The sequence below is a fragment of the Pseudomonas mosselii genome (genome assembly GCF_019823065.1).
Classification (GTDB): Bacteria; Pseudomonadota; Gammaproteobacteria; order Pseudomonadales; family Pseudomonadaceae; genus Aquipseudomonas; species Aquipseudomonas mosselii.
The window spans coordinates 2,202,999-2,229,906 of sequence record NZ_CP081966.1 but is presented as its reverse complement, the minus strand read 5'-3'; the positions used below and the strand labels follow the sequence as shown (position 1 = coordinate 2,229,906).

22 protein-coding genes are annotated in these 26,908 nt (G+C 64.8%); 12 read left to right on the top strand and 10 right to left on the bottom strand.

Annotated elements, in window-relative coordinates; genetic code table 11:
• Positions 1 to 75 precede the first annotated feature (75 nt).
• The 6 genes from cysG to ftsK form a co-directional block, all read right to left on the bottom strand.
• Positions 76 to 1,467: a siroheme synthase CysG gene (cysG, locus tag K5H97_RS10275; RefSeq protein ID WP_028692381.1), complete on the bottom strand. Its 1,392-nt coding sequence runs from the start codon at positions 1,465 to 1,467 to the stop codon at positions 76 to 78.
• Positions 1,468 to 2,748, bottom strand: a complete 1,281-nt coding sequence (serS, locus tag K5H97_RS10270) for a serine--tRNA ligase (protein WP_028692382.1) — start codon at positions 2,746 to 2,748, stop codon at positions 1,468 to 1,470.
• Between the two features lie 30 nt (positions 2,749 to 2,778).
• Positions 2,779 to 3,153, bottom strand: coding sequence for a fluoride efflux transporter CrcB (crcB, locus tag K5H97_RS10265; protein ID WP_028692383.1), 375 nt, complete (start codon positions 3,151 to 3,153; stop codon positions 2,779 to 2,781).
• Entirely contained in the window at positions 3,150 to 4,475 is a 1,326-nt protein-coding gene (locus K5H97_RS10260) for a replication-associated recombination protein A (protein WP_028692384.1), read from the bottom strand. Before K5H97_RS10260 ends, crcB begins: the two co-directional genes overlap by 4 nt.
• Positions 4,476 to 4,487: 12 nt before the next feature.
• Positions 4,488 to 5,111 (bottom strand): outer membrane lipoprotein chaperone LolA, encoded by a 624-nt coding sequence (gene lolA, locus K5H97_RS10255; RefSeq protein ID WP_028692385.1) that lies wholly within the window; start codon positions 5,109 to 5,111, stop codon positions 4,488 to 4,490.
• A gap of 62 nt (positions 5,112 to 5,173) precedes the next feature.
• Positions 5,174 to 7,594, bottom strand: a complete 2,421-nt coding sequence (gene ftsK / locus K5H97_RS10250; protein WP_081791634.1) for a DNA translocase FtsK — start codon at positions 7,592 to 7,594, stop codon at positions 5,174 to 5,176.
• A gap of 338 nt (positions 7,595 to 7,932) precedes the next feature.
• On the opposite strand from ftsK, the gene aat reads away from it, so the two are divergent.
• The 3 genes from aat to infA all read left to right on the top strand — a co-directional run bounded on the left by aat (position 7,933) and on the right by infA (position 9,701).
• Positions 7,933 to 8,613, top strand: coding sequence for a leucyl/phenylalanyl-tRNA--protein transferase (gene aat, locus K5H97_RS10245; RefSeq protein WP_028692387.1), 681 nt, complete (start codon positions 7,933 to 7,935; stop codon positions 8,611 to 8,613).
• A gap of 57 nt (positions 8,614 to 8,670) precedes the next feature.
• Entirely contained in the window at positions 8,671 to 9,378 is a 708-nt protein-coding gene (locus K5H97_RS10240; RefSeq protein ID WP_028692388.1) for an arginyltransferase, read from the top strand.
• Positions 9,379 to 9,482: 104 nt separating this feature from the next.
• Positions 9,483 to 9,701 carry a translation initiation factor IF-1 gene (gene infA, locus K5H97_RS10235; protein WP_002553999.1) on the top strand — a complete coding sequence of 73 codons (219 nt, stop codon included), beginning with the start codon at positions 9,483 to 9,485 and terminating at the stop codon, positions 9,699 to 9,701.
• 83 nt (positions 9,702 to 9,784) lie between these two features.
• Here infA and clpA read toward each other — a convergent pair whose 3' ends face one another.
• Positions 9,785 to 12,055 carry an ATP-dependent Clp protease ATP-binding subunit ClpA gene (clpA, locus tag K5H97_RS10230; RefSeq protein WP_028692389.1) on the bottom strand — a complete coding sequence of 757 codons (2,271 nt, stop codon included), beginning with the start codon at positions 12,053 to 12,055 and terminating at the stop codon, positions 9,785 to 9,787.
• Between the two features lie 30 nt (positions 12,056 to 12,085).
• On the bottom strand, positions 12,086 to 12,460 hold the full coding sequence (clpS, locus tag K5H97_RS10225; RefSeq protein ID WP_028692390.1) for an ATP-dependent Clp protease adapter ClpS: 375 nt from the start codon (positions 12,458 to 12,460) through the stop codon (positions 12,086 to 12,088).
• 231 nt (positions 12,461 to 12,691) lie between these two features.
• Between clpS and cspD the strand changes: the two genes are divergently transcribed.
• On the top strand, positions 12,692 to 12,946 hold the full coding sequence (gene cspD / locus K5H97_RS10220; RefSeq protein WP_036986657.1) for a cold shock domain-containing protein CspD: 255 nt from the start codon (positions 12,692 to 12,694) through the stop codon (positions 12,944 to 12,946).
• A gap of 78 nt (positions 12,947 to 13,024) precedes the next feature.
• On the opposite strand, the gene icd is transcribed toward cspD, so the two are convergent.
• The gene (gene icd / locus K5H97_RS10215) at positions 13,025 to 14,281 is read right to left on the bottom strand and encodes an NADP-dependent isocitrate dehydrogenase (RefSeq protein ID WP_028692392.1); all 1,257 of its coding nucleotides are present in this window, start codon (positions 14,279 to 14,281) and stop codon (positions 13,025 to 13,027) included.
• A 461-nt stretch (positions 14,282 to 14,742) separates the two neighbouring features.
• On the opposite strand from icd, the gene K5H97_RS10210 reads away from it, so the two are divergent.
• The 7 genes from K5H97_RS10210 to K5H97_RS10180 all read left to right on the top strand — a co-directional run bounded on the left by K5H97_RS10210 (position 14,743) and on the right by K5H97_RS10180 (position 22,667).
• Positions 14,743 to 16,968, top strand: coding sequence for an NADP-dependent isocitrate dehydrogenase (locus K5H97_RS10210; RefSeq protein ID WP_028692393.1), 2,226 nt, complete (start codon positions 14,743 to 14,745; stop codon positions 16,966 to 16,968).
• A gap of 168 nt (positions 16,969 to 17,136) precedes the next feature.
• Entirely contained in the window at positions 17,137 to 17,577 is a 441-nt protein-coding gene (locus tag K5H97_RS10205; RefSeq protein WP_028692394.1) for an NUDIX hydrolase, read from the top strand.
• A 59-nt stretch (positions 17,578 to 17,636) separates the two neighbouring features.
• On the top strand, positions 17,637 to 18,761 hold the full coding sequence (mnmA, locus tag K5H97_RS10200; RefSeq protein WP_028692395.1) for a tRNA 2-thiouridine(34) synthase MnmA: 1,125 nt from the start codon (positions 17,637 to 17,639) through the stop codon (positions 18,759 to 18,761).
• Positions 18,758 to 19,384 (top strand): high frequency lysogenization protein HflD, encoded by a 627-nt coding sequence (gene hflD, locus K5H97_RS10195; RefSeq protein ID WP_028692396.1) that lies wholly within the window; start codon positions 18,758 to 18,760, stop codon positions 19,382 to 19,384. The genes mnmA and hflD overlap by 4 nt, the downstream gene beginning before the upstream one ends.
• A gap of 237 nt (positions 19,385 to 19,621) precedes the next feature.
• Positions 19,622 to 20,992: an adenylosuccinate lyase gene (gene purB, locus K5H97_RS10190; protein ID WP_028692397.1), complete on the top strand. Its 1,371-nt coding sequence runs from the start codon at positions 19,622 to 19,624 to the stop codon at positions 20,990 to 20,992.
• 81 nt (positions 20,993 to 21,073) lie between these two features.
• Positions 21,074 to 22,240 carry a ribosomal protein uL16 3-hydroxylase gene (locus tag K5H97_RS10185; RefSeq protein WP_028692398.1) on the top strand — a complete coding sequence of 389 codons (1,167 nt, stop codon included), beginning with the start codon at positions 21,074 to 21,076 and terminating at the stop codon, positions 22,238 to 22,240.
• Complete coding sequence (locus tag K5H97_RS10180) at positions 22,233 to 22,667, top strand: GNAT family N-acetyltransferase (protein WP_028692399.1); 435 nt, start codon at positions 22,233 to 22,235, stop codon at positions 22,665 to 22,667. The genes K5H97_RS10185 and K5H97_RS10180 overlap by 8 nt, the downstream gene beginning before the upstream one ends.
• 82 nt (positions 22,668 to 22,749) lie before the next feature.
• On the opposite strand, the gene K5H97_RS10175 is transcribed toward K5H97_RS10180, so the two are convergent.
• Entirely contained in the window at positions 22,750 to 24,600 is a 1,851-nt protein-coding gene (locus tag K5H97_RS10175) for a polyurethane esterase (RefSeq protein WP_028692400.1), read from the bottom strand.
• Between the two features lie 236 nt (positions 24,601 to 24,836).
• Between K5H97_RS10175 and K5H97_RS10170 the strand changes: the two genes are divergently transcribed.
• Positions 24,837 to 26,783, top strand: coding sequence for a DNA topoisomerase III (locus K5H97_RS10170; protein ID WP_028692401.1), 1,947 nt, complete (start codon positions 24,837 to 24,839; stop codon positions 26,781 to 26,783).
• Positions 26,784 to 26,908: the final 125 nt, after the last annotated feature.

Below are 26,908 nucleotides of genomic sequence, written 5' to 3'. Positions count from 1 at the left end.
CGGATCAGGCAACAATGTTGCCGCCTCTGACGCTATCGCGGGGCAAGCCCGCTCCCACGTGGATCTACAACGTGCTCAGGCGTCCTGCGCCCCTTCAAACCACGCGAGCTTCTCGCGCAACTGCACCACCTCCCCGACGATCACCAGGGTTGGCGCATGCACTTCATGCCGCGCCACCAGCTCCGGCAGGTCAGCCAGGGTGCCGGTGAACACCCGCTGGTTGCGCGTGGTCCCCTGCTGCACCAAAGCCGCCGGCGTGCTCGCCGCGCGCCCATGACGGATCAGCTCGGCACAGATGGTCGGCAACCCGACCAGCCCCATGTAGAACACCAGGGTCTGGGACGGCGCCACCAGGTCATCCCACGGCAGGTTGCTGGTGCCATCCTTCAGGTGGCCGGTGACGAAACGCACCGACTGGGCATAGTCGCGATGAGTCAGCGGAATCCCGCCATAGGCGGAACAGCCGCTGGCCGCCGTGATACCCGGCACCACCTGAAACGGAATCCCCTCGTCGGCCAGCTCCTCGATCTCCTCGCCACCACGGCCAAAGATGAACGGATCGCCACCCTTGAGCCGCAGCACGCGCTTGCCCTGGCGGGCCAAGTCGACCAGCAGGCGGTTGATCTTGTCCTGGGGCACGGCGTGGTCGGCGCGGCGCTTGCCAACATAGATGCGCTCGGCATCACGCCGGCACATCTCGATGATGGCCGGGGCCACCAGGCGGTCATACAGCACCACGTCGGCCTGCTGCATCAGGCGCAGGGCACGGAAGGTCAGCAGGTCCGGATCGCCCGGCCCCGCGCCCACCAGGTACACCTCGCCACCCTGCTGCACCGGCGCGCCGTCGACCATCGCCTGCAACAGCCGCTCGGCCTCGGCGCCCTGCCCGGCCAGCTGGCGCTCGGCAACCGGGCCCTGGAACACGCTCTCCCAGAAGCCACGCCGCTGGTTGACGTCCGGGTACAAGGCCTTGACCTTGTGCCGGAAACGCGCCGCCAGCCCGGCCAGTTCGCCGTAGGCGGACGGGATCCAGGCTTCCAGCTTGGCGCGGATCAAGCGCGCCAGCACCGGAGCGTCGCCACCGCTGGAGATCGCCACCACCAGGGGAGAACGGTCGACGATGGCCGGGAAGATCACCGTGCACAGGGCCGGGGCATCCACCACGTTGACCGGCAGGCTGCGCGCCTGGGCCTCGGCCGAGACCTGGGCGTTGAGCGCGGAGTCGTCGGTGGCCGCGATCACCAGGCGGCAGCCCTCCAGGTCGCTCGCCTGGTAGCCACGCACCAGCACCTCGCCACCGCCCTCGCGGGCCAGCGCGGCCAACTGGCCGTCGACCTCCGGCGCCACCACCCGCAGCGCGGCGCCGGCATCGGCCAGCAGGCGCGCCTTGCGCAAGGCGATCTCGCCGCCGCCGACGACCAGCACACGGCCGCCCTGCAGCTTATGGAAAAGCGGCAGGTAGTCCATTCAGCGAATGACCTCGACGCCACCCATGTACGGCTTGAGCACCTCCGGCACACGGATCGAGCCGTCGGCCTGCTGGTAGTTCTCCAGCACCGCCACCAGGGTACGCCCGACGGCCAGGCCCGAACCGTTGAGGGTGTGCACCAGCTCCGGCTTGCCGGTTTCCGGGTTGCGCCAGCGGGCCTGCATGCGGCGCGCCTGGAAATCACCGCAGTTCGAGCACGAGCTGATCTCGCGGTACTTGTCCTGGCTCGGCACCCACACTTCCAGGTCGTAGGTCTTCACCGCGCCGAAGCCCATGTCGCCGGTGCACAGCGCCAGCACGCGGTACGGCAGCTCCAGCAGTTGCAGCACGCGCTCGGCGTTGGCGGTCAGGCCTTCAAGCGCCTCCATCGACTTGGACGGTTCGACCACCTGCACCATCTCGACCTTGTCGAACTGGTGCTGACGGATCATGCCGCGGGTGTCACGGCCCGAGGCACCGGCCTCGCTGCGGAAGCACGGGGTGTGGGCGACCAATTTCAGCGGCAGCTGCTTGGCGTCGAGGATCTCGCCGGCCACCAGGTTGGTCAGCGACACTTCGGCAGTCGGGATCAGGTAGAAGTCGGCCTCGCCTTCGCGGCTGATCTTGAACAGGTCTTCCTCGAACTTCGGCAGCTGGCCGGTGCCTTGTAGGGCCGGAGCCTGCACCAGGTACGGGGTGTAGTGTTCCTCGTAGCCGTGCTCGCCGGTGTGCAGGTTGATCATGAACTGCGCCAGGGCGCGGTGCAGGCGGGCGATCGGGCCGCGCAGCACGGCGAAGCGGGCGCCGGAGAGCTTGGCCGCGGCCTCGAAGTCCAGGCCACCGCTGACTTCGCCCAGGGCGACGTGGTCCTTGATCTCGAAGTCGAAGGTGGTCGGGGTCCCCCAGCGGCGCACTTCGACGTTGTCGTCTTCGCTGGCGCCGACCGGCACGCTGGCGTCCGGCAGGTTGGGGATGGTCAGCAGGATGCCGTCCAGCTCGGCCTGGATACCGTCCAGTTCAGTCTTGCCGGCGGCCAGCTCATTGGCCATGCGCTCGACGTCAGCCATCAGCGGTGCGATGTCCTCGCCCTTGGCCTTGGCCTGGCCGATCGATTTGGAACGGGCGTTACGCTCGGCCTGCAGTTGCTCGGTGCGGGTCTGCACCGATTTGCGGCGCTCTTCCAGCGATTCGATGCGCGCGACATCCAGGCTGAAGCCACGGGTGGCCAGGCGGTCCGCCACTGCCTGAAGTTCAGTGCGTAACTGTTTGGAATCGAGCATGTCGTTCTCTCGTTATGTGTAGATGTTGGTTCAGAATCGGGTCAGGGACAGGCCGGCCCAGGTCGCGAGCAGGCCGCCCACCACGCTGATAATGGTATAGCCCAAGGCCAACGGGACCTGCCCGCTTTCCATCAGGCGCACGGTATCGAGCGAGAAGGAGGAAAAAGTGGTCAAACCGCCGAGAAAGCCGACGATCAGCCCGGCGCGCAGTTCGACCGGCGCCAGCGGCTTGTGCAGGAACAGCCCGTAGAGCAGGCCGATCAGCAGGCAGCCGACCAGGTTGACCGCCAGCGTACCGGCATAGAAGTGCCGTGGCCAGTGGGCCGCGACCCAGTTGGCGGTGGCGAAGCGCAGCAGCGTGCCGGCAATCCCGCCAGCGCTGACGGCAGCGATGAGTGCGATCACGGTTTTCTCCGCTGACGAGGGCTGTTGCGGTCCAGCTCGGCCAGGTGCTTGAGCTTCTCGCCGATCTTCAGCTCAAGCCCCCTCGGCACCGGTTGATAGTACTGGCGCGGCTCGAGCTGTTCGGGGAAATAGTCCTCGCCGGCGGCGTAGGCGTCCGGCTCGTCGTGGGCATAGCGGTACTCCTCGCCATAGCCCAGTTGCTTCATCAGCTTGGTCGGCGCGTTGCGCAGGTGCAGCGGTACTTCCAGCGAACCGTGCTCGGCGGCCTCGCGCATGGCCGCCTTGAAGCCCACGTACACCGCGTTGCTCTTCGGCGCGCAGGCGATGTAGGTGATGGCCTGGGCCACCGCCAGCTCGCCTTCGGGGCTGCCCAGGCGCTCCTGCACGTCCCACGCCGCCAAGCACAGGCTCAGGGCGCGGGGGTCGGCATTGCCGATGTCCTCGCTGGCCATGCGCACCACGCGGCGGGCGATGTACAGTGGGTCGCAGCCGCCGTCGAGCATGCGCGCGTACCAGTACAACGCACCGTCCGGATTGGAGCCGCGCACCGATTTGTGCAGCGCGGAAATCTGGTCGTAGAACGCTTCACCGCCCTTGTCGAAACGCCGACGGCTGTCGCCGAGCAGGCTCTGCAGCAGCTCGACGCCGATCTCGCCGCCGTCTTCGGCCAGGTCCGAGGCATTCTCGAGGAAATTGAGCATGCGCCGGCCATCGCCGTCGGCGGCGGCCATGAGCATCTTGAACGCCTCATCACCCACCCGCAGGTTGCGCTTGCCCAGGCCGCGCTCCTCGCTCAGGGCGCGATCGACCAGCTTGCGCAGCGCCGCCTCGTCCAGGCTCTTGAGCACGTAGACCCGCGCCCGCGACAGCAGCGCGTTGTTCAGCTCGAACGACGGGTTCTCGGTGGTGGCGCCGATGAAGATCAGCGTGCCGTCCTCCACGTAGGGCAGGAAGGCATCCTGTTGCGACTTGTTGAAGCGGTGCACCTCGTCGACGAACAGGATGGTGCGCCGGCCATACTGGCCGGCCTGCTGCTTCGCCACCTCGACCGCCTGGCGGATCTCCTTGACACCGGCCAGCACCGCCGACACCGTTTCGAAGTGGGCGTCGCAGAACTGCGCCAGCAGCCGCGCCAGGGTGGTCTTGCCCACCCCCGGCGGCCCCCAGAAGATCATCGAGTGCAACGCACCCTGCTCCAGCGCCTCGCGCAGCGGCTTGCCGCGCGCCAGCAAGTGCTCCTGGCCGACGTACTCGTCCAGGTTGGACGGACGCAGGCGGGCGGCCAAGGGCTGGGCGACGGGTTCGCTTCGAAACAGGTCCATCACAGGCTCCGCTTACTCCTTGATGACGTCAGCGCCCTTGGGGATGTCGAACTGGAACTTGCTGTCCGGCACCGCCTGGTTGGCCTTGACGCCATTGAACAGGATATTGGTGCGCTGGCCGACGCTGTCGATCAGCTGCATGTCATTGATCAGGCCCCTGCGGAACGACACGCGCAGCGAGTCGAACAGGGTGTCCTTGGTCTTGGGTTTCAAGGTGAAGTCCATCACTTCGCCCTGCTCCTTGGAGGTGATGTCGAAGCTCTGGCTGATCTTCGACACATCGCCGGACAGCAGCAGCGCCGGGGTCTGGTTCAGGCGCACGTCGAGCTTCTTGATAGTCGCCTGCTCGAGGTCCGGGTCCCACAGGGTGACGTTCTTGCCGTCAGACACCACTACCTGCTCCTGCGGCGCATCGGTGTGCCAGTAGAACAGGCCCGGGCGCTTGACGGTCATCTTGCCGTTGGTCTCCTGCAGGCTGGTGCCACCGGCATCCAGGGTCAGCTGGGAGAAATTGGCTTCGATGGTCTGCGACTTTTCCAGCAATTGCGTCAGGCGCTGGACGTCCTGTTCGCCGGCCTGGGCCGACAGGCTGGCCGTAGCCAGGGCAGAAACCAACAGCATGCGAATCGCGCGCATGGAAATCCTCATTGCACAGTGGAGGGGCCGGGCGTCATCAATGGCGCCCGGCAGGTTGTTCATCAGTCGCGCGGGCCGCCCGGGGCAATCACTTCCCGCGAGCCGTTGCTGTTCATCGGCGTGACCACGCCGGCCATCTCCATCGACTCGATCATCCGCGCGGCGCGGTTGTAACCGATCTTGAGCTTGCGCTGCACCGCCGAGATCGACGCCCGGCGGCTTTCCAGCACGAACTGCACGGCTTCGTCGTAGAGCGCGTCGGCTTCCGGGTCGTCGCCATCGCCGCCACCGCCACCGCCGCCGTCGAAGCCGCTGCCGGCCTCCTCGACGCCGTTGAGGATGTCATCGTTGTAGTCCGGCGCGCCGCGCAGCTTCCAGGCCTCGACCGTGCGATGCACCTCGTCGTCGGAAACGAACGCGCCATGCACGCGAATCGGCAGGCTGGTGCCCGGCGGCATGTAGAGCATGTCACCGTGGCCGAGCAGCTGTTCGGCGCCACCCTGGTCGATGATGGTCCGCGAGTCGATCTTGCTCGATACCTGAAATGCCATGCGGGTCGGGATATTGGCCTTGATCAGGCCGGTGATCACGTCCACCGACGGGCGCTGGGTGGCCAGGATCAAGTGGATACCGGCTGCACGGGCCTTTTGGGCGATACGTGCGATCAGCTCTTCGACCTTCTTGCCGACGATCATCATCATGTCGGCGAATTCGTCGACCACCACCACGATGGTCGGCAGGGTTTTCAGCGCCGGCGGCTCGTCATCCATGCTTTCGCGACGGTACAGCGGGTCGTGGATGATCTCGCCGGCCTCCTGGGCATCCTTGATCTTGCGGTTGAAGCCGGCCAGGTTACGCACGCCCATGGCCGCCATCAGCTTGTAGCGGCGCTCCATCTCGGCGACGCTCCAGCGCAGGGCGTTGGCGGCGTCCTTCATGTCGGTGACCACTGGGCACAACAGGTGCGGAATGCCTTCGTAGATCGACAGCTCGAGCATTTTCGGGTCGATCATGATCAGCCGCGCGTCTTCCGGGCCCGACTTGAACAGGATCGACAGGATCATCGCGTTCACGCCCACCGACTTACCAGAACCGGTAGTACCGGCCACCAGCAGGTGCGGCATCTTGGCAAGGTCGGTGATCACCGGCTTGCCGCCAATATCGTGGCCCAGGGCCAGGGTGACCGGCGACTTGTTCTCGTCGAATTGCGCCGACGACAGCACCTCGGAGAAGCGCACCATCTGGCGGTTTTCGTTGGGAATCTCGATACCCACGGTGGTCTTGCCGGGAATAACCTCGACCACGCGCACGCTGGTCACCGCCAGGGAACGCGCCAGGTCCTTGGCCAGGTTGGCGATACGGCTGACCTTGACGCCCGCGGCCGGCTGGATCTCATAGCGGGTGATCACCGGGCCCGGGTGGATCGAGTCGACCGAGACCTCCACGCCGAATTCCTTCAGCTTGATTTCCAGCAGGTGGCCGACAGCGGCCAGGGATTCGGGCGAGTACTCGACCTTCTTCTGTTCGGCCGGGTCGAGGATGGAGATCGACGGCAGCGTGCCTTCGACGGCGCTGTCGACGAACAACGGCGCCTGCTTCTCCTTCATCACCCGCTTGCTCGGCTCCGGCGCCTTGACCGACGGAGTCGGCAGGTTGATCACCGGGGCTGGTTGCTGTTCACGCTGGGCGATGTGCTTGGTCAGCGCCTCGTCGCGCTCGATGATGCGTTCGCGGGCCTTGACCTGCTCGCGCTTGTCGGCGACCACCGGGGCGACCACTTCGTCGACCTGCTCGTCCACCTCGCGCAGCTGCGCCACCAGGCGCTTGCGCTCGTTGCGCGCCTCCCACCAGCGGTTGGCGGCGCCCTGCACCAGCTCGAACAGGTCGAGGGTGATCTTGCCGGTGATGTCCATCACCTTGAACCAGGAAAGGTCGGTAAACACGGTCAGGCCGAACAGGAACAGGGCGATGAACATCAGCGTGCTACCCTGCACGTTGAGCAGGTTGCGCGCCAGATCGCCGAGGCTCTCGCCCAGGGCACCACCGGCGGAGAACGGCATGCTCGCCGGTGGGTGGAAGTGGATATGCGCCAATGCCGCGCCCGACAACACCAGGAACACCAGGCCGATCAGGCGCCAGGAGAACAGCCAGCCGCTCCACTGCCAGGGCTGGTGACGCTCGCGAAAGATCTGCCAGGTCTTGATCGCCAGCAGCAGCGGGAAGATATAGGCGAAGTAGCCGAGCACCATGAACAGGATATCGGCGAAGTAGGCCCCGGCGCGGCCGGCGGCGTTCTGCACCTGCTCGGCGTTGCTGGTGTGGCTGAAGCCCGGATCGGCGGTGTCGTAGGTGACCAGTGCCATCCACAGGTACAGGCACAGGGCGCCGACGGCGATCAGCGCACCTTCCTTCAGGCGATAGTGCAGCTGTTGCCGCCACAGGGGCACTGGCAAGGGGGCTGGAGTTGCGGTGGATTTCTTCAAAACGCGTCTATTCCTGCGCGTGCTGCGCGTCCAATAGTGATTGGCCGGTCACTGGCCAATGAACCACTACTTTTAACATTACTGCCCGCCAGCCGCCATGGCGGCACGCCGTGTGGGGCGCGAACGGGGGCTACTTTCATATAGTTGCAATTTGAGCATGCATTTTCTTTTGTGACAAAGGCTTATGCTGTGTTTTTGCACAGGTATGACAGCAAAAGCGCCAGATGGTGCCTGGCGCTGCCGAAGCCGAAGGCAATTTGTCGATCTGGCAAGGCGTTGACCTCATTCTTAACCCACGCCATGCTGCCCTCTCCCCTCCCCCGCCGCTCAAGAACCCCATGCTCACCTGGCTGACCCGCGACTCGCTGACCTTCCCACCCCTGGAAAAGGCCCTGCACGACCCCAACGGCCTGCTTGCCGCCGGCGGCGACCTGACCCCGGACCGCCTTGTCGCGGCCTATCGCCACGGCTGCTTCCCCTGGTACCAGGACGGCCAGCCGATCCTCTGGTGGTCGCCCGACCCGCGCACCGTGTTGTTCCCGGACGAGCTGCACGTCTCGCGCTCGCTGGCCAAGCTGATCCGCCAGGGCCGCTACCAGGTGAGCTTCGACAGCGATTTCGCGGCGGTGATCGCCGCCTGCGCCGCGCCGCGGAACTATGCCGACGGCACCTGGATCACCGACAACATGCGCGCCGCCTACTGCGAGCTGCACCGCCGCGGCATCGCCCATTCGGTGGAGGTGCGTCGCGACGGCGAGCTGGTCGGCGGCCTCTACGGCCTGGCCATGGGTCGGCTGTTCTTCGGCGAATCGATGTTCAGCCGCGCCGACAACGCCTCCAAGGTGGGCTTCGTGACCTTGGTCGAACACCTCAGGCAGGCCGGCTTCGTGCTGATCGACTGCCAGATGCCCACCGACCACCTGCACAGCCTGGGCGCCCGCGCCATCAGCCGGGTCGAGTTCGCCAACCACCTGGCGCGGTACCTGGATCAGCCCAGCAGCGCCAACTGGGTTGCCTAGGCGAGTTCCCGGAGCTGGCTTACACTTAGAGACAACGTCTCACCTAAGGGGTTGATCATGACAGAGCTGGCGCGGTTGAAGTTCTATGCCACTCAACCCCACTCCTGCAGCTACCTGCCGGATGAGCAGGCGACCACGCTGTTTCTCGACCCGAGCCAGCCGATGGACGTGCACGTCTATGCCGACCTGTCGGAGATGGGCTTTCGCCGCAGCGGCGATCACCTCTATCGCCCGCATTGCCAGCAATGCAACGCCTGCGTGCCGGCGCGCATCCCGGCGGCGCGCTTCATTCCCAACCGCCAGCAGCGCCGAATCCTCAAGCGCAACGCCGACCTGACCGTCACCGCCGCCCGCCCGTCCTTCAAGGAAGAATACTTCGACCTGTACCGGCGCTATATCGAGCAGCGCCACGCCGACGGCGACATGTACCCGCCCAGCCGCGACCAGTTCTCCACCTTCCTGGTCCGCGACCTGCCGTTCTGCTGGTTCTACGAGTTCCGCCTGGAGGGCCGGCTGCTGGCCGTGGCGGTGTGCGACCTGCTGCCCAATGGGCTGTCAGCGGTGTACACCTTCTACGAGCCCGACGAGGAGCGCCGCAGCCTGGGGCGCTATGCCATCCTCTGGCAGATCACCGAGGCCCTGCGCCAGGACCTCGAGGCGGTGTACCTCGGTTACTGGATCAAGAACTGCAAGAAAATGAATTACAAAACCCAGTATCGCCCCATCGAACTGCTGATCAACCAGCGCTGGGTCACCCTCAACTGAAAGGCATTGGCTTGAAACACAAATTTCGGGCATAATCCACGCCACTTTTTTTGCCCGGTGCAGTCGTGCGTCGGGCCATCACTGGATACCGAGGGCTTTACTGCATGTCGAAAGAAGACAGCTTCGAAATGGAAGGCACTGTCGTCGACACCCTGCCCAACACCATGTTCCGCGTGGAGTTGGAAAACGGGCACGTCGTTACCGCGCATATCTCTGGCAAAATGCGCAAGAACTACATCCGTATTCTCACTGGCGACAAGGTCCGCGTCGAACTGACGCCGTATGACCTGAGCAAGGGCCGCATCACCTACCGTGCGCGCTAAGCTCCAGCCATGAAAAAGCCCGGCCAATGTGCCGGGCTTTTTTGTGGGCTTCCATAAAACGGGGCTGCTGTGCAGCCCCAGCCTTACGCTACTTCAGCCGTGGTCTCGTAATCGAACACCAGCTCGCCATCGCGCAGGTCGATATGCACCACACCACCGTGCTCGGCCAGCTCGCCAAACAGGATCTCCTCGGCCAGCGGCCGCTTGATCTTGTCCTGGATCAGCCGCGCCATCGGCCGTGCGCCCATCTGCACGTCGTAGCCCGAGGCCGCCAGCCAGCCGCGGGCGGCGTCGGTGACCTCCAGCAGCACACGCTTGTCTTCCAGCTGCGCCTGCAGTTCGATGAGGAACTTGTCGACGATGCTCTTGATCGTCTCGTGAGACAGGCGGCCGAACTGGATGATGGTATCCAGGCGGTTGCGGAACTCCGGCGTGAAGCTCTTGCGGATGACCTCCATCGCGTCGGACGAGTGGTCCTGGTGGGTGAAGCCGATCGAGGCCCGCGCGGCGGTTTCGGCGCCGGCGTTGGTGGTCATGATCAGGATCACGTTGCGGAAGTCCGCCTTGCGCCCGTTGTTGTCGGTCAGGGTCCCGTGATCCATTACCTGCAGCAGCAGGTTGAAGACTTCCGGGTGGGCCTTCTCGATCTCGTCGAGCAGCAGCACGCAGTGCGGTTGCTTGGTGATGGCCTCGGTCAGCAGACCGCCCTGGTCGAACCCGACATAGCCGGGCGGCGCACCGATCAGGCGCGACACGGTATGCCGCTCCATGTACTCGGACATGTCGAAGCGCACCAGTTCCACGCCCAGGGCCTTGGCCAGCTGACGGGCGGCCTCGGTCTTGCCCACGCCGGTGGGGCCGGCGAACAGGAACGAGCCGACTGGCTTGTCCGGCGCCTTGAGGCCGGCACGGGACAGCTTGATGGCGGTGGCCAGCGAGTCGATCGCCGCATCCTGGCCGAACACGGTCAGTTTCAGGTCACGCTCGAGGTTGCGCAGCAGCTCCTTGTCGGAGCTGGTGACGTGCTTCGGCGGAATCCGCGCGATCTTGGCGACGATATCCTCGACCTGCGGCACGTCGATGCGCTTGACCCGATTGGCTTCCGGCTGCAGGCGCTGGTAGGCGCCGGCCTCGTCGATCACGTCGATGGCCTTGTCGGGCATATGCCGGTCGTTGATGTAGCGCGAGGCCAGTTCGGCGGCGGCGCGCAGGGCCTCGTCGCTGTACTCGATGTTGTGGTGGCTCTCGAAGCGGCCCTTGAGCCCGCGCAGGATGCCCACGGTGTCCTCCACCGACGGCTCGGTGACGTCGACTTTCTGGAAGCGCCGCGCCAGGGCGCGATCCTTCTCGAAGATGCCACGGAACTCCTGGAAGGTGGTCGAGCCGATGCAACGGATCTCACCGGACGACAGCAGCGGCTTGAGCAGGTTGGACGCATCCATCACGCCACCGGAGGCCGCACCGGCGCCGATGATGGTGTGGATCTCGTCGATGAACAGGATCGCCTGCGGGCGCTTGCGCAGCTCGCCGAGCAGCGCCTTGAAGCGCTTCTCGAAATCGCCGCGGTACTTGGTACCGGCCAGCAGCGCGCCGAGATCGAGGGAGTAGACCACGCTCTGCGCCAGCAGGTCGGGCACCTGCCCGTCGACGATGCGCTTGGCCAAGCCTTCGGCGATGGCGGTCTTGCCCACGCCGGCCTCGCCGACCAGCAGCGGGTTGTTCTTGCGCCGGCGGGCGAGGATCTGCGCCACGCGCTCGACCTCCTGCTCGCGCCCGACCAGCGGGTCGATGCGCCCAGCCCGGGCCAGTTCATTCAGGTTGCTGGCATAGGCGTCCAGCGGGTTGCTGGACGACGACGCTTCGCCGCCCTCCTCGTCCTGCATGTCCTGCTCGCTTTCGTTGTGCGAACCGTGGCCCGGCACCTTGCTGATGCCGTGGGCGATGTAGTTGACAACGTCGATGCGCGCCACGCTCTGCTGCTTGAGCAGGAACACTGCCTGGCTTTCCTGTTCGCTGAAGATCGCCACCAGCACATTGGCGCCGGTCACTTCGCGCTTGCCGGAGCTCTGCACGTGGAACACGGCACGCTGCAGCACACGCTGGAAGCCCAGGGTCGGTTGCGTCTCGCGGTCCTCGTCATGCACAGGGATCAGCGGGGTGGTCGAATCGATGAACTCCTGCAGGTCGTGCTTGAGTTTGTCGAGATTGGCGCCACAGGCGCGCAGAACGGTCGCTGCAGCCTCATTGTCAAGGAGTGCCAGCAGCAGGTGTTCGACGGTCATGAACTCATGACGCTTCGAACGGGCCTCCTTGAAGGCCAGATTGAGGGTGACTTCGAGCTCGCGGTTTAACATAGCTTCACCTCATACCCAAGTGGTCGGCGATTAACCGTCCTTCTCGATTTCACAGAGTAGCGGATGCTGGCTTTCCCTGGCGTATTGGTTGACCTGCATGGCCTTTGTCTCGGCGATGTCACGGGTAAACAATCCGCATACTGCCCGCCCTTCGGTATGGACGGTCAGCATGATCTTCGTTGCCAGCTCGCGGTTCAAATTGAAGAACGTCTCGAGCACTTCGACGACGAAATCCATCGGCGTGTAGTCATCGTTGAACAAAACCACCTTGTACATCGGCGGCGCCTGCAGGATCGGCTTGGCCTCCTGGACGGCAAGGCCCGCGCCATCGTCCTCATGCCCGTCCTCATGCGACTGGGGGCGATCCTGATTGAATGTTAGTCGAATCTCACTGGGTACATGCATGGAAAGAATTTCATCATGATCGACAGGTTAAGGTTGTGGCTTGACCGCGCAGGCCGCTCCCGGCGCAGGCGCCGGCTGACCTTGACTATCGGCAAAACGGTGTTACAACCAATAAGAACCCACCGTGGTCGATAAAGATCCGCGCAGTCAACCAGATTTTCTCGCAAGGTTCGTATGCGGATGAAGTGGATGATACTCCAGTGATGGAGTCCTTTGCAGAGGGACATAGGGATGGCAAGCGGTAAAGTCAAGTGGTTCAACAATGCCAAGGGCTACGGATTCATCAACGAGGATGGCAAGACCGATGATCTGTTCGCCCACTATTCAGCGATCCAGATGGACGGTTACAAGACGCTGAAAGCCGGCCAGGCCGTGAACTTCGAGATCATCCAGGGCCCCAAAGGGCTGCACGCGACCGACATCAGAAGCGCGACCAGCAACGTCCAGGCCAGCGCGACGAACCCAAACAATACCGTCGAAGTCTGATTCCCAATCTGTCTGCCGGTAAACGAAAAAGCCGGTCGCCCCTTTAATATAAAGAGGCGACCGGTTTTTTTGCCCCGCTTACATGTGCTTGATCAGCGCCTCGCCAAAGCCCGAACTACCGACCAGGGTCGCGCCGTCCATCAGGCGCTCGAAGTCATAGGTCACGGTCTTGGCCGCAATGGCGCCATTGGTGCCCTTGATGATCAGGTCGGCCGCCTCGGTCCAGCCCATGTGCCGCAGCATCATTTCCGCCGAGAGGATCACCGAGCCCGGGTTGACCTGGTCCTTGCCGGCGTACTTCGGCGCGGTGCCATGTGTGGCCTCGAACATGGCCACGGTATCCGACAGGTTGGCGCCTGGCGCGATGCCGATACCACCCACTTCCGCCGCCAGGGCATCGGACAGGTAGTCGCCGTTGAGGTTGAGGGTGGCAATCACATCGTACTCGGCCGGACGCAGCAGGATCTGCTGGAGCATGGCGTCGGCGATGGCATCCTTGACGATCACCTCGCGGCCTGTCTTCGGATTCCTGAACTTCATCCACGGGCCGCCATCGAGCAGCTCGGCGCCGAACTCGTCGCGTGCCACCTCGTAGCCCCAGTCCTTGAAGGCCCCTTCGGTGAACTTCATGATGTTGCCCTTGTGCACCAGGGTCAGCGACTTGCGGTCGTTGTCCACCACATACTGCAGGGCCTTGCGCACCAGGCGCTTGGTGCCCTCCTTCGAGACTGGCTTGACGCCAATACCGCAGTCCTGGTCGAAGCGGATCTTGGTGACGCCCATTTCTTCCTTGAGGAACTTGATCACCTTGTTCGCCTCGGGCGAACCGGCCTTCCACTCGATGCCGGCATAGATGTCCTCGGAATTCTCGCGGAAGATCACCATGTCGACGTCACCCGGCTTTTTCACCGGGCTCGGCACGCCCTGGAACCAGACCACCGGGCGCAGGCACACATAGAGGTCGAGCTGCTGGCGCAGGGCCACGTTGAGCGAGCGGATGCCGCCGCCAACCGGGGTGGTCAGCGGCCCCTTGATCGACACCACGTAGTCGCGCACCGCATCCAGGGTTTCCTGGGGCAGCCAGGTATCCTGGTCGTAGACCTGGGTGGCCTTCTCGCCGGCGTACACCTCCATCCAGGCGATCTTGCGCTTGCCGCCGTAGGCTTTCTGCACGGCGGCGTCGACCACCTTGATCATCACCGGCGAGACGTCCACGCCAATGCCGTCACCTTCGATGTAGGGAATGATGGGGTTATCGGGAACGTTGAGCGAATGGTCTGCATTGACAGTGATCTTGGCACCATCAGACGGAACCTTGATTTTCTGGTATCCCATGCTGCACTACTCCGCTTTTCCTGGTGTGATTGGAAATCGTGCGATCCACTGAGCCTAAACCACATCTGCCGACCTGCAAGCTCGCTGCCACGACAGTCGAAAAAGGATTGGAAAATCCCCCCTGGCAGCCTGCGGCAACACGCCACATTGCTCCTACGTCTTTGGTCTTATAAATGCGCTGATACCAGTTCACCTTGCTGAATAGCCCAAAGGGTTTGATATACTCCGGCGCGACCATAGGGTCATCGGGGCGAACCCTAGGAAAATGCGGCTCGCCCTTGGTCATGAATGACCGCAAAGCCTGGGTTGTTACCGCGGCCCAGCACTTGACGCTCGACTGATGCATCCACCATCACCGCTCGCAGCCTCTCGACTTTCCGCTCATGGCGTCGCCAGGGCGAAGCGCCTACCCTGCGCACCTCGAGACTCGAGTACGCTCAGCACATAGAGAGTTAACCCGCATGCCCACCCGTTCCAAGATCATCTACACCTTCACCGACGAAGCCCCCGCCCTCGCCACCTACTCGCTGCTGCCGATCGTCGAGGCCTTCACCGCTTCGGCCGATATCGCCGTCGAAACCCGTGACATCTCCCTGGCCGGCCGTATCCTCGCCGCCTTCCCGGAGCAACTGGGTGCCGAGAAGCAGGTAGGCGATCACCTGGCGGAACTGGGCCAGCTGGCCACCACCCCTGAAGCCAACATCATCAAGCTGCCGAACATCTCCGCGTCGGTTCCACAGCTGAAGGCCGCGATCAAGGAGCTGCAAGCCAAGGGCTTCAACATCCCCGACTACGCCGACGAGCCGGCCAGCGCCGAGGAAAAAGAATCCCGCGCCCGCTATGACCGCATCAAGGGCAGCGCCGTGAACCCGGTCCTGCGCGAAGGCAACTCCGACCGCCGCGCCCCGCTGTCGGTCAAGAACTACGCCCGCAAGCACCCGCACAAGATGGGCGCCTGGGCCGCCGACTCCAAGTCGCACGTTGCCCACATGACCCAGGGCGACTTCTACGGCAGCGAAAAAGCCGCGCTGATCGAGGCTGACGACAGCCTGCGCATCGAGCTGGTCGGCAAGGACGGCGCCACCACCGTCCTGAAAGAAAAAACCGCCGTCAAGGCCGCCGAAGTCATCGACTGCGCCACCCTGAGCCGCAAGGCCCTGAAAGCCTTCATCGCCGAGCAGATCGCCGATGCCAAGGCCTCTGGCGTGCTGCTGTCGGTGCACCTGAAAGCTACCATGATGAAGGTCTCCGACCCGATCATGTTCGGCGTGATCGTCGAAGAGTTCTACGGCGACGTACTGGCCAAGCACGCAGCCGCACTCAGCCAGGTGGGCTTCAACGCCAACAACGGCATCGGCGACCTGTACGCCCGCATCAAGGATCTGCCTGCCGAGAAGCAAGCCGAGATCGAAGCCGACATCCAGGCCCTGTACGCCGTTCGCCCGGCCCTGGCCATGGTCAACTCGGACAAGGGCATCACCAACCTGCACGTACCGAGCGACGTCATCGTCGACGCCTCGATGCCTGCGATGATCCGCGACTCGGGCAAGATGTGGAACACCGCCGGCGAACTGCAGGACGCCAAGGCGATCATCCCTGACCGCTGCTACGCCGGCATCTACCAGGCCACCATCGAAGACTGCAAGGCCAACGGCGCCTTCGACCCGACCACCATGGGCAGCGTGCCGAACGTCGGCCTGATGGCGCAAAAAGCCGAAGAGTACGGCTCCCACGACAAGACCTTCCAGATCAAGGCCGACGGCGTCGTGCGCGTGGTCGATGGCAAGGGCAAGGTCGTGCTGGAGCAGGACGTCGAAGCCGGTGACATCTTCCGTATGTGCCAGACCAAGGACGCGCCGATCCAGGACTGGGTCAAGCTGGCCGTCAACCGCGCCCGCCTGAGCAACACCCCGGCGGTGTTCTGGCTGGACCCGGCCCGCGCCCACGACGGCGTGATGATCGAGAAGGTGCAGCAGTACCTGAAGGATCACGACACCTCCGGCCTGGACATCCGCATCCTGGCCCCGGTCGACGCCATCAAGTTCTCCCTGGCCCGCATCCGCGAAGGCAAGGACACCATCTCGGTGACCGGCAACGTGCTGCGTGACTACCTGACCGACCTGTTCCCGATCATGGAACTGGGCACCAGCGCCAAGATGCTGTCGATCGTTCCGCTGATGAACGGCGGTGGCCTGTTCGAGACCGGCGCCGGTGGTTCGGCACCGAAGCACGTGCAGCAGCTGGTTGAAGAGAACTTCCTGCGCTGGGACTCGCTGGGTGAGTTCCTGGCCCTGGCCGCCTCCCTGGAGCACCTGGGCAACACCTACGACAACCCGCGCGCCAAGGTCCTGGCCAACACCCTGGACCAGGCTACCGGCAAGTTCCTCGACACCAACAAGTCGCCTTCGCGCAAGGTCGGCGGTATCGACAACCGTGGCAGCCACTTCTACCTGACCCTGTACTGGGCAGAGGCACTGGCCGCCCAGACCGACGACACCGCCCTGCAGGCGCGCTTCGCCCCGCTGGCCAAGACCCTGAGCGATAACGAGGCGACCATCGTCGCCGAGCTCAACGCCGTCCAGGGCAAGCCGGCCGACATCGGTGGCTACTACGCCCCGGATGCCGAGCTGACCGCCAAGGTGATGCGCCCAAGCCAGACCCTGAACAGCGCCATCGCCGCCCTGTAAGGTTCGCTTGACGTAACAGCACAGACCCCGGCCACGCACCGGGGTTTGTGCTTTTTGAAGTTTGTGAAATCTCCCGTGGGAGCGGGCTTGCCCCGCGATTGCGCTGAACCTGTATGGGCGCAATCGCGGGGCAAGCCCGCTCCCACGCCCCGCCATGGAGCCCACTGTATGACCTGGCAACCCCACATCACCGTCGCCACCATCGTCGAACACGACGGTAAGTTCCTCTTCGTCGAGGAGTTCAAGGCCGGCCAACATGTATTCAATCAGCCCGCCGGCCACCTCGAGGCCAACGAGACCATCGCCCAGGCCGCCCTGCGCGAAACCCTCGAGGAAACCGCCTGGGAAGTCGAACTCACCGGCGTGGTCGGCATCTACCTCTATACCGCCCCGAGCAACGGCGTCACCTACCAGCGCATCTGCTTCGCCGCCCGCCCCGTGCACCATCATGCCGACCTGGCGCTGGACAGCGACATCGTCCGTGCCGTGTGGCTGACCCGCGACGAACTGCTGGCCGAGCCGTCACGCTGGCGTAGCGAGCTGGTACCGCGCTGCCTCGACGACTATCTCAAAGGCCCGCTGCACAGCCTCGACCTGCTGCGCGACTGACGCCAGCCCACGGGTTTGATAGAATCGGCGTTTTTCCCCTCTGATACACACCGGTAGCCATGACCAGCCCAGCACTCAAAGACCCCGCCAAGACCCGCGTCATCGTCGGCATGTCCGGCGGCGTGGACTCTTCCGTCTCCGCCCTTCTGCTCATCGAGCAGGGCTACCAGGTGGAAGGTCTGTTCATGAAGAACTGGGAAGAAGACGACGGCACCGAATACTGCACCGCCCGCGAAGACCTGGCCGACGCCCAGGCCGTGTGCGACCGCATCGGCATCAAGCTGCACACTGCCAACTTCGCCGCCGAATACTGGGACAACGTGTTCGAGCACTTCCTCGAGGAGTACAAGGCCGGCCGTACGCCCAACCCGGACATCCTCTGCAACCGCGAGATCAAGTTCAAGGCGTTCCTCGACTACGCCCTGTCCCTGGGCGCCGACCTGATCGCCACTGGCCACTACGTGCGCCGCCGCGACACTGGCGCGCTGACCGAGCTGCTCAAGGGCCTGGACCCGAACAAGGACCAGAGCTATTTCCTGCATGCCGTCGGCGGCAAGGAAATCGCCCGCACCCTGTTCCCGGTCGGCGAGCTGGAAAAGCCCGAGGTACGCGCCATCGCCGAAAAACACGGCCTGGCCACCGCCAAGAAGAAGGACTCCACCGGCATCTGCTTCATCGGCGAGCGCCGCTTCAGCGATTTTCTCAAGCAGTACCTGCCGGCCCAGCCCGGCGAGATCCAGACCACCGAGGGTGAAGTGATCGGCCAGCACCATGGCCTGATGTACCACACCATCGGCCAGCGCCAGGGCCTGGGCATCGGCGGCCTGAAGGACGCCGGCGACGAGCCGTGGTACGTGCTGGAAAAAGACCTCGCGCGCAATGTGCTGGTGGTCGGCCAGGGCAACGAGCACCCGTGGCTGTTCTCCCGCGCCCTGCTGGCCTCGGAAATTTTCTGGGTCAACCCGATCGACCTGTCCAGCCCGCGCCGCCTGACCGCCAAGGTGCGCTACCGCCAGGGCGACCAGCAGTGCACCCTGGAACGCACCGAGAGCGGCTACCGCGCCGTGTTCGACGAGCCGCAGCGCGCCGTCACCCCGGGCCAGTCGGTGGTGTTCTATGACGGCGAGGTGTGCCTGGGCGGCGGCGTGATCGAGATCGCCGAGCCGTGGAGCCCGCGCCGATGAACAACCTTCAGGAGCAGTTGGTCGCCCTGGGTGGTGTGTTCCAGGCCGCGGTGCTGGTCGACCGCATCGCCCGCACCGGCCAGGCCAGCGAAGCCAACATCGGTTGCATGCTCGGCAGCCTGCTGGTGCGCGACCCGAAGGATACCCTGGAGGTGTTCGGCGGCGACGACCTCAACCTGCGCGACGGCTACCGCGCGCTGGTCGGCGCCCTGGAGCGCGACCCCAGCAGCCTGCAGCGCGAGCCGCTGCGCTACGCCCTGTCGATGCTGGGCCTTGAGCGCCAGCTGAACAAGCGTGGCGACATGCTCGACACCATCGGCAACCGCCTGCCGCAGATCCAGTCCCAGGCCGAGCATTTCGGCCTGGTTCACGAAAACGTTATTGCTTCCAGTGGAGCCTTGTACCAGGACACCCTGAGCACCCTGCGCCAGCGCATCCAGGTGCACGGCGACATGCGTTTCCTGCAGCAGGCCAGCAACGCCTCGAAGATCCGCGCCCTGCTGCTGGCCGGCATCCGCGCGGCGCGCCTGTGGCGCCAGCTGGGCGGGCACCGCTGGCAGCTGGTGTTCAGCCGGCGCAAGTTGCTCAATGAACTGTACGGGATGATGCGTACCAACGATTGACGCAGTACCTGTAGGAGCGGCCTTGTGTCGCGAAAGGGCCGCAGCGCGGCCCCAGGATCTCGAGGCTGACTCAAGATTGCCGGGGCTGCTGCGCAGCCCTTTCGCGACACAAGGCCGCTCCTACAGGGGATCGCAACAGTTTTGATAGGCCCGACCTTTGGTCAGCCACCCGACTCGGGCGCGTTTTTCATGTATGATATGCGCCCTTCCAAAAGCCTGACTGTCCGAGAACACCCCATGCAGCTCTCCTCGCTCACTGCGGTTTCCCCTGTAGACGGCCGTTATGCCGGCAAAACCCAGGCCTTGCGCCCCATCTTCAGCGAATTCGGCCTGATCCGTTTCCGCGCCTTGGTCGAAGTACGCTGGCTGCAGCGCCTGGCCGCCCACCCGCAGATCGGCGAAGTGCCGGCGTTCTCCGCCGAAGCCAACGCCGTGCTGGACAGCCTGGCCACCGATTTCAAACTTGAGCACGCCGAACGCGTCAAGGAAATCGAGCGCACCACCAACCACGACGTCAAGGCCATCGAGTACCTGCTCAAAGAGCAAGCGGCTCAACTGCCTGAGCTGGCCAAGGTCAGCGAGTTCATCCACTTCGCCTGCACCAGCGAGGACATCAATAACCTGTCCCACGCCCTGATGCTGCGCGCCGGCCGTGACGACGTGCTGCTGCCGCTGATGCGCCAGATCGCCGAATCCATCCGTGCCCTGGCCCACGCCCACGCCGATGTGCCGATGCTGTCGCGCACCCACGGCCAGCCGGCCTCGCCGACCACCCTGGGTAAAGAGCTGGCCAACGTCGTCTACCGCATGGAGCGCCAGATCGCCCAGGTGTCAGCCGTGCCGCTGCTGGGCAAGATCAACGGCGCCGTGGGCAACTACAACGCCCACCTGTCGGCCTACTCGCAGATCGACTGGGAAGCCAACGCCCGCGCCTTCATCGAGGACGAGCTGGGCCTGGTGTTCAACCCCTACACCACCCAGATCGAGCCGCACGACTACATCGCCGAGCTGTTCGACGCCATCGCCCGCTTCAACACCATCCTCATCGACTTCGACCGCGACGTCTGGGGCTACATCTCGCTGGGCTACTTCAAGCAGAAGACCGTCGCCGGCGAAATCGGCTCCTCGACCATGCCGCACAAGGTCAACCCGATCGACTTCGAAAACTCCGAAGGCAACCTGGGCATCGCCAACGCACTGTTCCAGCACCTGGCCAGCAAGCTGCCGATCTCGCGCTGGCAGCGCGACCTGACTGACTCCACCGTGCTGCGCAACCTGGGCGTGGGCTTCGCCCACAGCGTCATCGCCTACGAAGCCAGCCTGAAAGGCATCGGCAAGCTGGAAGTCAACGCCGCCCGCATCGCCGCCGACCTGGACGCCTGCTGGGAAGTGCTGGCCGAGCCGATCCAGACCGTGATGCGCCGCTTCAACATCGAGAACCCCTACGAGAAGCTCAAGGAGCTGACCCGTGGCAAGGGCATCACCCCTGAAGCGCTGCTGACCTTCATCGACGGCCTGGACATGCCGGCCGAAGCCAAGGCCGAGCTCAAGCAACTGACCCCGGCGACCTACATCGGCAACGCCGTGGCCCAGGCCAAACGCATCTAAGCTGAGCGTCGCGTACAACGCCCGGCCTGGCCGGGCGTTTTTATTCCCGTACGAAAACTAAGTTTTTTCAATAGGTTGAACATGAATTCTGATACTCCACTGCAACTGTTGGGCGGCCTCACGGCCCGTGAATTCCTGCGCGACTACTGGCAGAAAAAGCCGCTGCTGGTGCGTCAGGCCTTCCCCGACTTCGTCAGCCCCATCGACGCCGACGAGCTGGCCGGCCTGGCCCTGGAAGAAGAAGTCGAGTCGCGCCTGGTACTCGAACACGGCGAGCGCCCGTGGGAGCTGCGCCGCGGCCCGTTCGCCGAGGACGCTTTCGCCGACCTGCCCGAGCGCGACTGGACCCTGCTGGTGCAGGCGGTTGACCAGTTCGTGCCGGAAGTGGCCGAGCTGCTCGAAGCGTTCCGCTTCCTGCCGAGCTGGCGCATCGACGATGTGATGATCAGCTATGCGGCGCCCGGCGGCAGCGTCGGCCCGCACTTCGACAACTACGACGTATTCCTGCTGCAGGGCGACGGCACGCGCAACTGGAAAGTCGGACAGATGTGCAACAGCGACAGCGCGCTGATCGACCACGCCGACCTGCGCATCCTGGCCGACTTCGAGCAGAGCGAAGAGTGGACCCTGGAGCCGGGTGACATGCTCTACCTGCCGCCGCGCCTGGCCCACTACGGCGTTGCCGAGAGCGAGTGCCTGACCTACTCGGTGGGCTTCCGCGCCCCGAGCGCCGCCGAAGTGCTGACCCACTTCACCGACTTCCTCGGCCAGTTCCTGCCGGAGGAAGAGCGCTACAGCGACGCCGACGCCCAGCCGGTCAGCGACCCGCACCAGATCCAGCACGACGCCCTCGACCGCCTCAAGGCGCTGATCGACAAGCACATGGCCGACAAGGACCTGCTGCTGACCTGGTTCGGCCAGTTCATGACCGAGCCGCGTTATCCCGAGCAGGTGGTGGGTGAAGAGCTGAGCGAGCAGGAGCTGCTCGACTACCTCGGCCAGGGCGCCATCCTGATCCGCAACCCGAGCGCACGCCTGGCCTGGTCGGAGTTCGGCGACGACCTGTTGCTGTTCGCCAGCGGTCGCAGCTGCCCGCTGCCGGGCAAACTGCGCGAGCTGCTGAAGCTGATCTGCTCCGCCGATGCCCTGCACAGCGAGAACCTTGGGCAGTGGCTGGAAGACGAAGACGGCCTGATGCTGGTACAACAGCTGGTCATGCAAGGCAGCCTGGGATTCGCCGATGAATAAGATCAGTGTTCGACTGGCCGACTGGCACAAGGACAACGCCGACATCCACCGTATCCGCAGCGCCGTGTTCGTCGCCGAGCAGCACGTGCCGCCGGAGCTGGAATTCGACGCAGAAGACCCGACCGCCGTGCACTTCCTGGCCATGGAGGGCGACTACCCGATCGGTACCGCCCGCCTGCTGCCCGACGGCACCATCGGCCGGGTCTCGGTGCTCAAGGACTGGCGCGGCCTGCATGTGGGCGACGCACTGATGCGCGCGGTGATCGTCGAGGCGCAGAACCGCGACCTCAAGCAGCAGATGCTCAGCGCCCAGGTGCACGCCACGCCATTCTATGAGCGCCTGGGGTTCCGCGTGGTCAGCGAGGAGTTCCTCGAGGCTGGCATTCCGCACGTGGACATGGTTCGCGACTCGCGCGAGATGGCCTGAGCCATCACGTTGGCCTGCTCTTTTAGGAGCGGCCTTGCCGAGGCGTCGGCAAGGCCGCTCCTAGAGGGTTACGCCCTACCCCTCAGGCAATCACAATCTGCCCATCCCCCACCCCCTGGGCCGAGATCCCCACCAGCGTCACGCTATCCCCCCCGAACTTCAGCACCAGGTCATTGCCAACCTGGCTGGCATGGGCACGCCAGTCCGGCGCCGCCGTACCTCTGTCCACGCCAATGAACACCAGCCGGTCCTGCCCGGAGAAGTCCAGCACCCGATCCTGGCCAAAATGCTCGCTGAACAGGAAGGTGTCGCGCCCGCCGCCGCCAATGAGCACATCGTTGCCCGCGCCGCCGACCAGCACGTCATTGCCAGCACCGCCCTGCAGCCGATCGTCACCGCCCAGGCCAAACAACCACTGACCCTGGTTGCCCGCCACCAGTTGGTCGCCAGCCTGGGTGCCGTTGAGCGAAGACGCGTAGGGCGTGACCTTGCCGCTCTCGAACAGCCCCTGCGCCGCGACCCCATGGCTGACCTCCTTGCTGAAGATCAGCAGGCTCGACTCCTTGCTCACCAGGTTCTCGACATTGCGCACCAGGCTGATGCCGCCCTGGGCGTCGCGCACGTACAGCGTGCCCTCGCCGTCCCGGGCGATGCTCAGGTTGGCCAGGGCGTCCTGCAGCTTCAGGGTGTCATGGCCGGCGCCGCCGTCGATCAGGTTGAAGCCGCCGTCGTCGCGGAAGGTGTCATTGCCGGCCCGCCCCTCAAGGTAGTCGTTGCCACGCCCGCCGTGGATCAGGTCATCCTGGTCGGAGCCGATGATGAAGGTGCTGCCTTTGTGCGGCTCGGCATTGCGGTTGAGGTCCTCGACCCAGGTCGAGCCACGGGTGACATCGGACAGGTTGCTGACCACGATGGTCGAGTCGCGGCTGGTCCATTGATAGAACGACGACCCCAGCACCCGACCAAGGCCATCGGCGTAGGCCGTCGGCAGGTGCGACAACCAAGTGGCGATGTTGCCGATGGAGAACGGCAGCAGGTTCCAGGCGTCGGAGGCGTAGTGGTCGTTGAAGTTGACAATGTTGTTGGTGGCCGAGGCCTTGGCGCCGTCGTGCACGCCCAGGGTGCCCCAGGTTGCCGAGGTGCCGTCGAGCACGCGGAACACCGGGTCGTTCTCATAGCCGATATTGAGCACCTTGCTGGCGTCGGCGGCCTGGGTCGGCGAGGCGAAGGCGACGTAACGCGCATCCTGGTAGAAACCGCCCCAGCGCGAGCCGCTGAGATCGGCCAGGCTGTTGACCGCCAGGCCGCCTAGGCTGTGACCACTGACGGTGACATCGGCGCCGCTCAGGCCGTTGGCCTTGGCGAAGGCCGCCACATCGGCGAGCAGTTGCCCGAATGCGTTACCGGCGTAGTCACGGGCATAACCGGCCGGGCCGATCGCCGCCAGCAGGTCGTTGATGGCGTCACCGATGGTGTCACCCAGCAGGTTCTCACGCGGGCCGCTGGTGCCGCGGAAGGCGATGCCGATGCCGCTGAGCTGGCCGGCGGCATCGTAGCGCCCAAGGATTTCCACCTGTGCCGAGGTGTAGCCCGGCGCTTCGCCATGGAATGTGCCGCGGGCGTCGGTCTTGCCCTGATAGCCCAGCTGCGCCGCGCTGATCGGCGTCCAGCCGGCGGCCTTGACCTGCGCCAGGGCCCGGGCTTCGGAGTCAGGGTTCCAGGGGATGCCGGGAATGACGCCCTGACTGTCGGTGCCGCCGATCAGCGCCTTGACCAGGGTGGCCGGCAGGCCCAGGCCAAAACCGTACTTCTGGTAGCCGGCGCTGAAGCCATCGTCGATGCCATGGTAGGCATAGGTGGCCAGGGCCATGGCATCTTTATAGAGCGAGGAGGAGGCAGTGCTGTCGAGCTGTCGGTAATCGAAAACGGGCATTGGTTTACATCCCTGTTGTTCTTGTAGGAAGGACACCCCAGCGACATCGTCCAGTGACACAACTGGCGGGCGAAAGGCAAAGCTGGCACGCATTTGCCGAGTCGTCCAACCCCAAGGGGTGACTACCCTGCCAAACATGCGGGCGAAAAACCTGTACATGCATACAGATAAAGCTTGCCTGCACGCCCTGGCTTGCGCATCCTAGTGCCCATCTTCCGCGATCAAGCGTTCCGGCCATGCGCCTCTTCCTCTGCGAAAAACCCTCCCAGGCAAAAGACATCGCCAAGGTCCTCGGCGCCCAGCGTCGTGGCGACGGCTGCTGGCAAGGCACCGATGTCTGCGTGACCTGGTGCATCGGCCACCTGCTCGAGACCGCCCCGCCGGACAGCTACGACGAGCGCTACAAGCGCTGGGTCCTCGAGGACCTGCCGATCATCCCGCAAAAGTGGAAGATGACCGTCAAGCCCAAGACCGCCAGCCAGTACAAGGCGGTCAAGCGCCTGCTCGGCGAGGCCCGCGAACTGGTGATCGCCACCGACGCCGACCGCGAGGGCGAGATGATCGCTCGTGAACTGGTCGAGCATTGTCGCTACCGGGGGCCGATCCAGCGTCTGTGGCTGTCGGCGCTGGACGATGCCTCGATCCGCAAGGCGCTGGGCCGCCTGCTGCCGGGCCAGGAGACCTTCAGCCTGTACCATTCGGCCCTCGGCCGCTCGCGGGCCGACTGGCTGATCGGCATGAACATGAGCCGCCTGTTCACCCTGCTCGGCCGCCAGTCCGGCTATCAGGGCGTGCTGCCGGTAGGCCGGGTGCAGACACCGACGCTGCGCCTGGTGGTGGACCGCGACCGCAGCATCGCCGACTTCGTGCCGGTGCCTTTCTGGGCCATCGAGGTGCAACTGGAAAGCACCGGCAGCGTGTTCAACGCCCAGTGGCGCGCGCCGGAGGACGCCTGCGACGACCAGGGTCGCTGCCTGAGGCAGGACCTTGCCCAGCTGGCGGCCGCCGACATGCAGGCGGCCGCCAGCGCCCGGGTGCGCAAGATCGCCACCGAACGCGTGCGCGAGGCGGCTCCCCTGCCTTTCGACCTCGGCACCCTGCAGGAGGTGTGCTCGAAGAAGCTCGGCCTCGGCGCCCAGGAGACCCTGGACATCGCCCAGGCCCTGTACGAGACCCACAAACTCATCACCTACCCGCGCAGCGACAGCGGCTACCTGCCTCTCAGCCAGCACGGCGAGGCCGCCGGCATCCTCGCCGCCCTTCAGCGCGCAGACGACAGCCTCGCGCCGCTGCGGCCGCACCTGGACCCGGGTCGCCGCTCACGGGCATGGAACGACCAGAAGGTCAGCGCCCACCACGGCATCATCCCCACCGCCGCCGCCAGCGACCCGGCGCGCCTGCCGCCCAAGTACAAGGCGGTGTATACCCTGATCCGCGCCCGTTACCTGGCGCAGTTCCTGCCCAACCACGAGTACGACCGCACCCAGGCCGAGTTCGATTGCGTCGGTCATGCGCTGCGGGCGGTGGGCAAGCAGATCGTCGAGCCGGGTTGGCGCCGGGCGCTGCCCGAGGCACTGACCCCAACCAAGGGTCGCGAGGCGCCACCGGCCCAGGTGCTGCCGGCGCTGCGCGAAGGCCAGGACTGCGCAGTGCGAGACCTGCAGTTGAAGGACCTGTGGACCCAGCCGCCCAAGCCCTTTACCGAAGGCGACCTGATCAAGGCGATGAAGAACGTCGCCAAGCTGGTCGACGACCCTCGGCTGAAACAGAAGCTCAAGGAAACCACTGGCATCGGCACCGAGGCCACCCGGGCCAGCATCATCCAGGGCCTGCTCGACCGTGGCTACCTGGTCAAGAACGGCAAGGCGCTGTCGGCCACGCCCGCCGCCTTCAGCCTGATCGACGCCGTGCCCCGGGCCATCGCCGACCCCGGCACCACCGCAATCTGGGAACAGGCGCTGGACATGGTGCAGAGCGGCGAGATGAGCCTGGACGAGTTCGTCACCCGCCAGTCGGCCTGGATGGGCAAGCTGGTGCAACGGTGCAGCGGCCTGCGCCTGACCATCAGCGGGCCGGCAGCGGGCAAGGCGGCGGCGCCGTGGAAGAAGAAGCGCAAGGGTGCCGCCAAGGGCAAGACAGCAGCCAGCAAGCCCCGACAGCCGCGGCGCAAGGCATCTACTTAAGGTAGACGAGCTCCCACAGAAAACGCGTAAATACCGACCGTCATGCTAGGCACCTCATCTTAGGAAGACTGGCGCTATGAAAACCCTCTGCTATTTTTTCATGAAAATGATCAGAAAAAATTTCA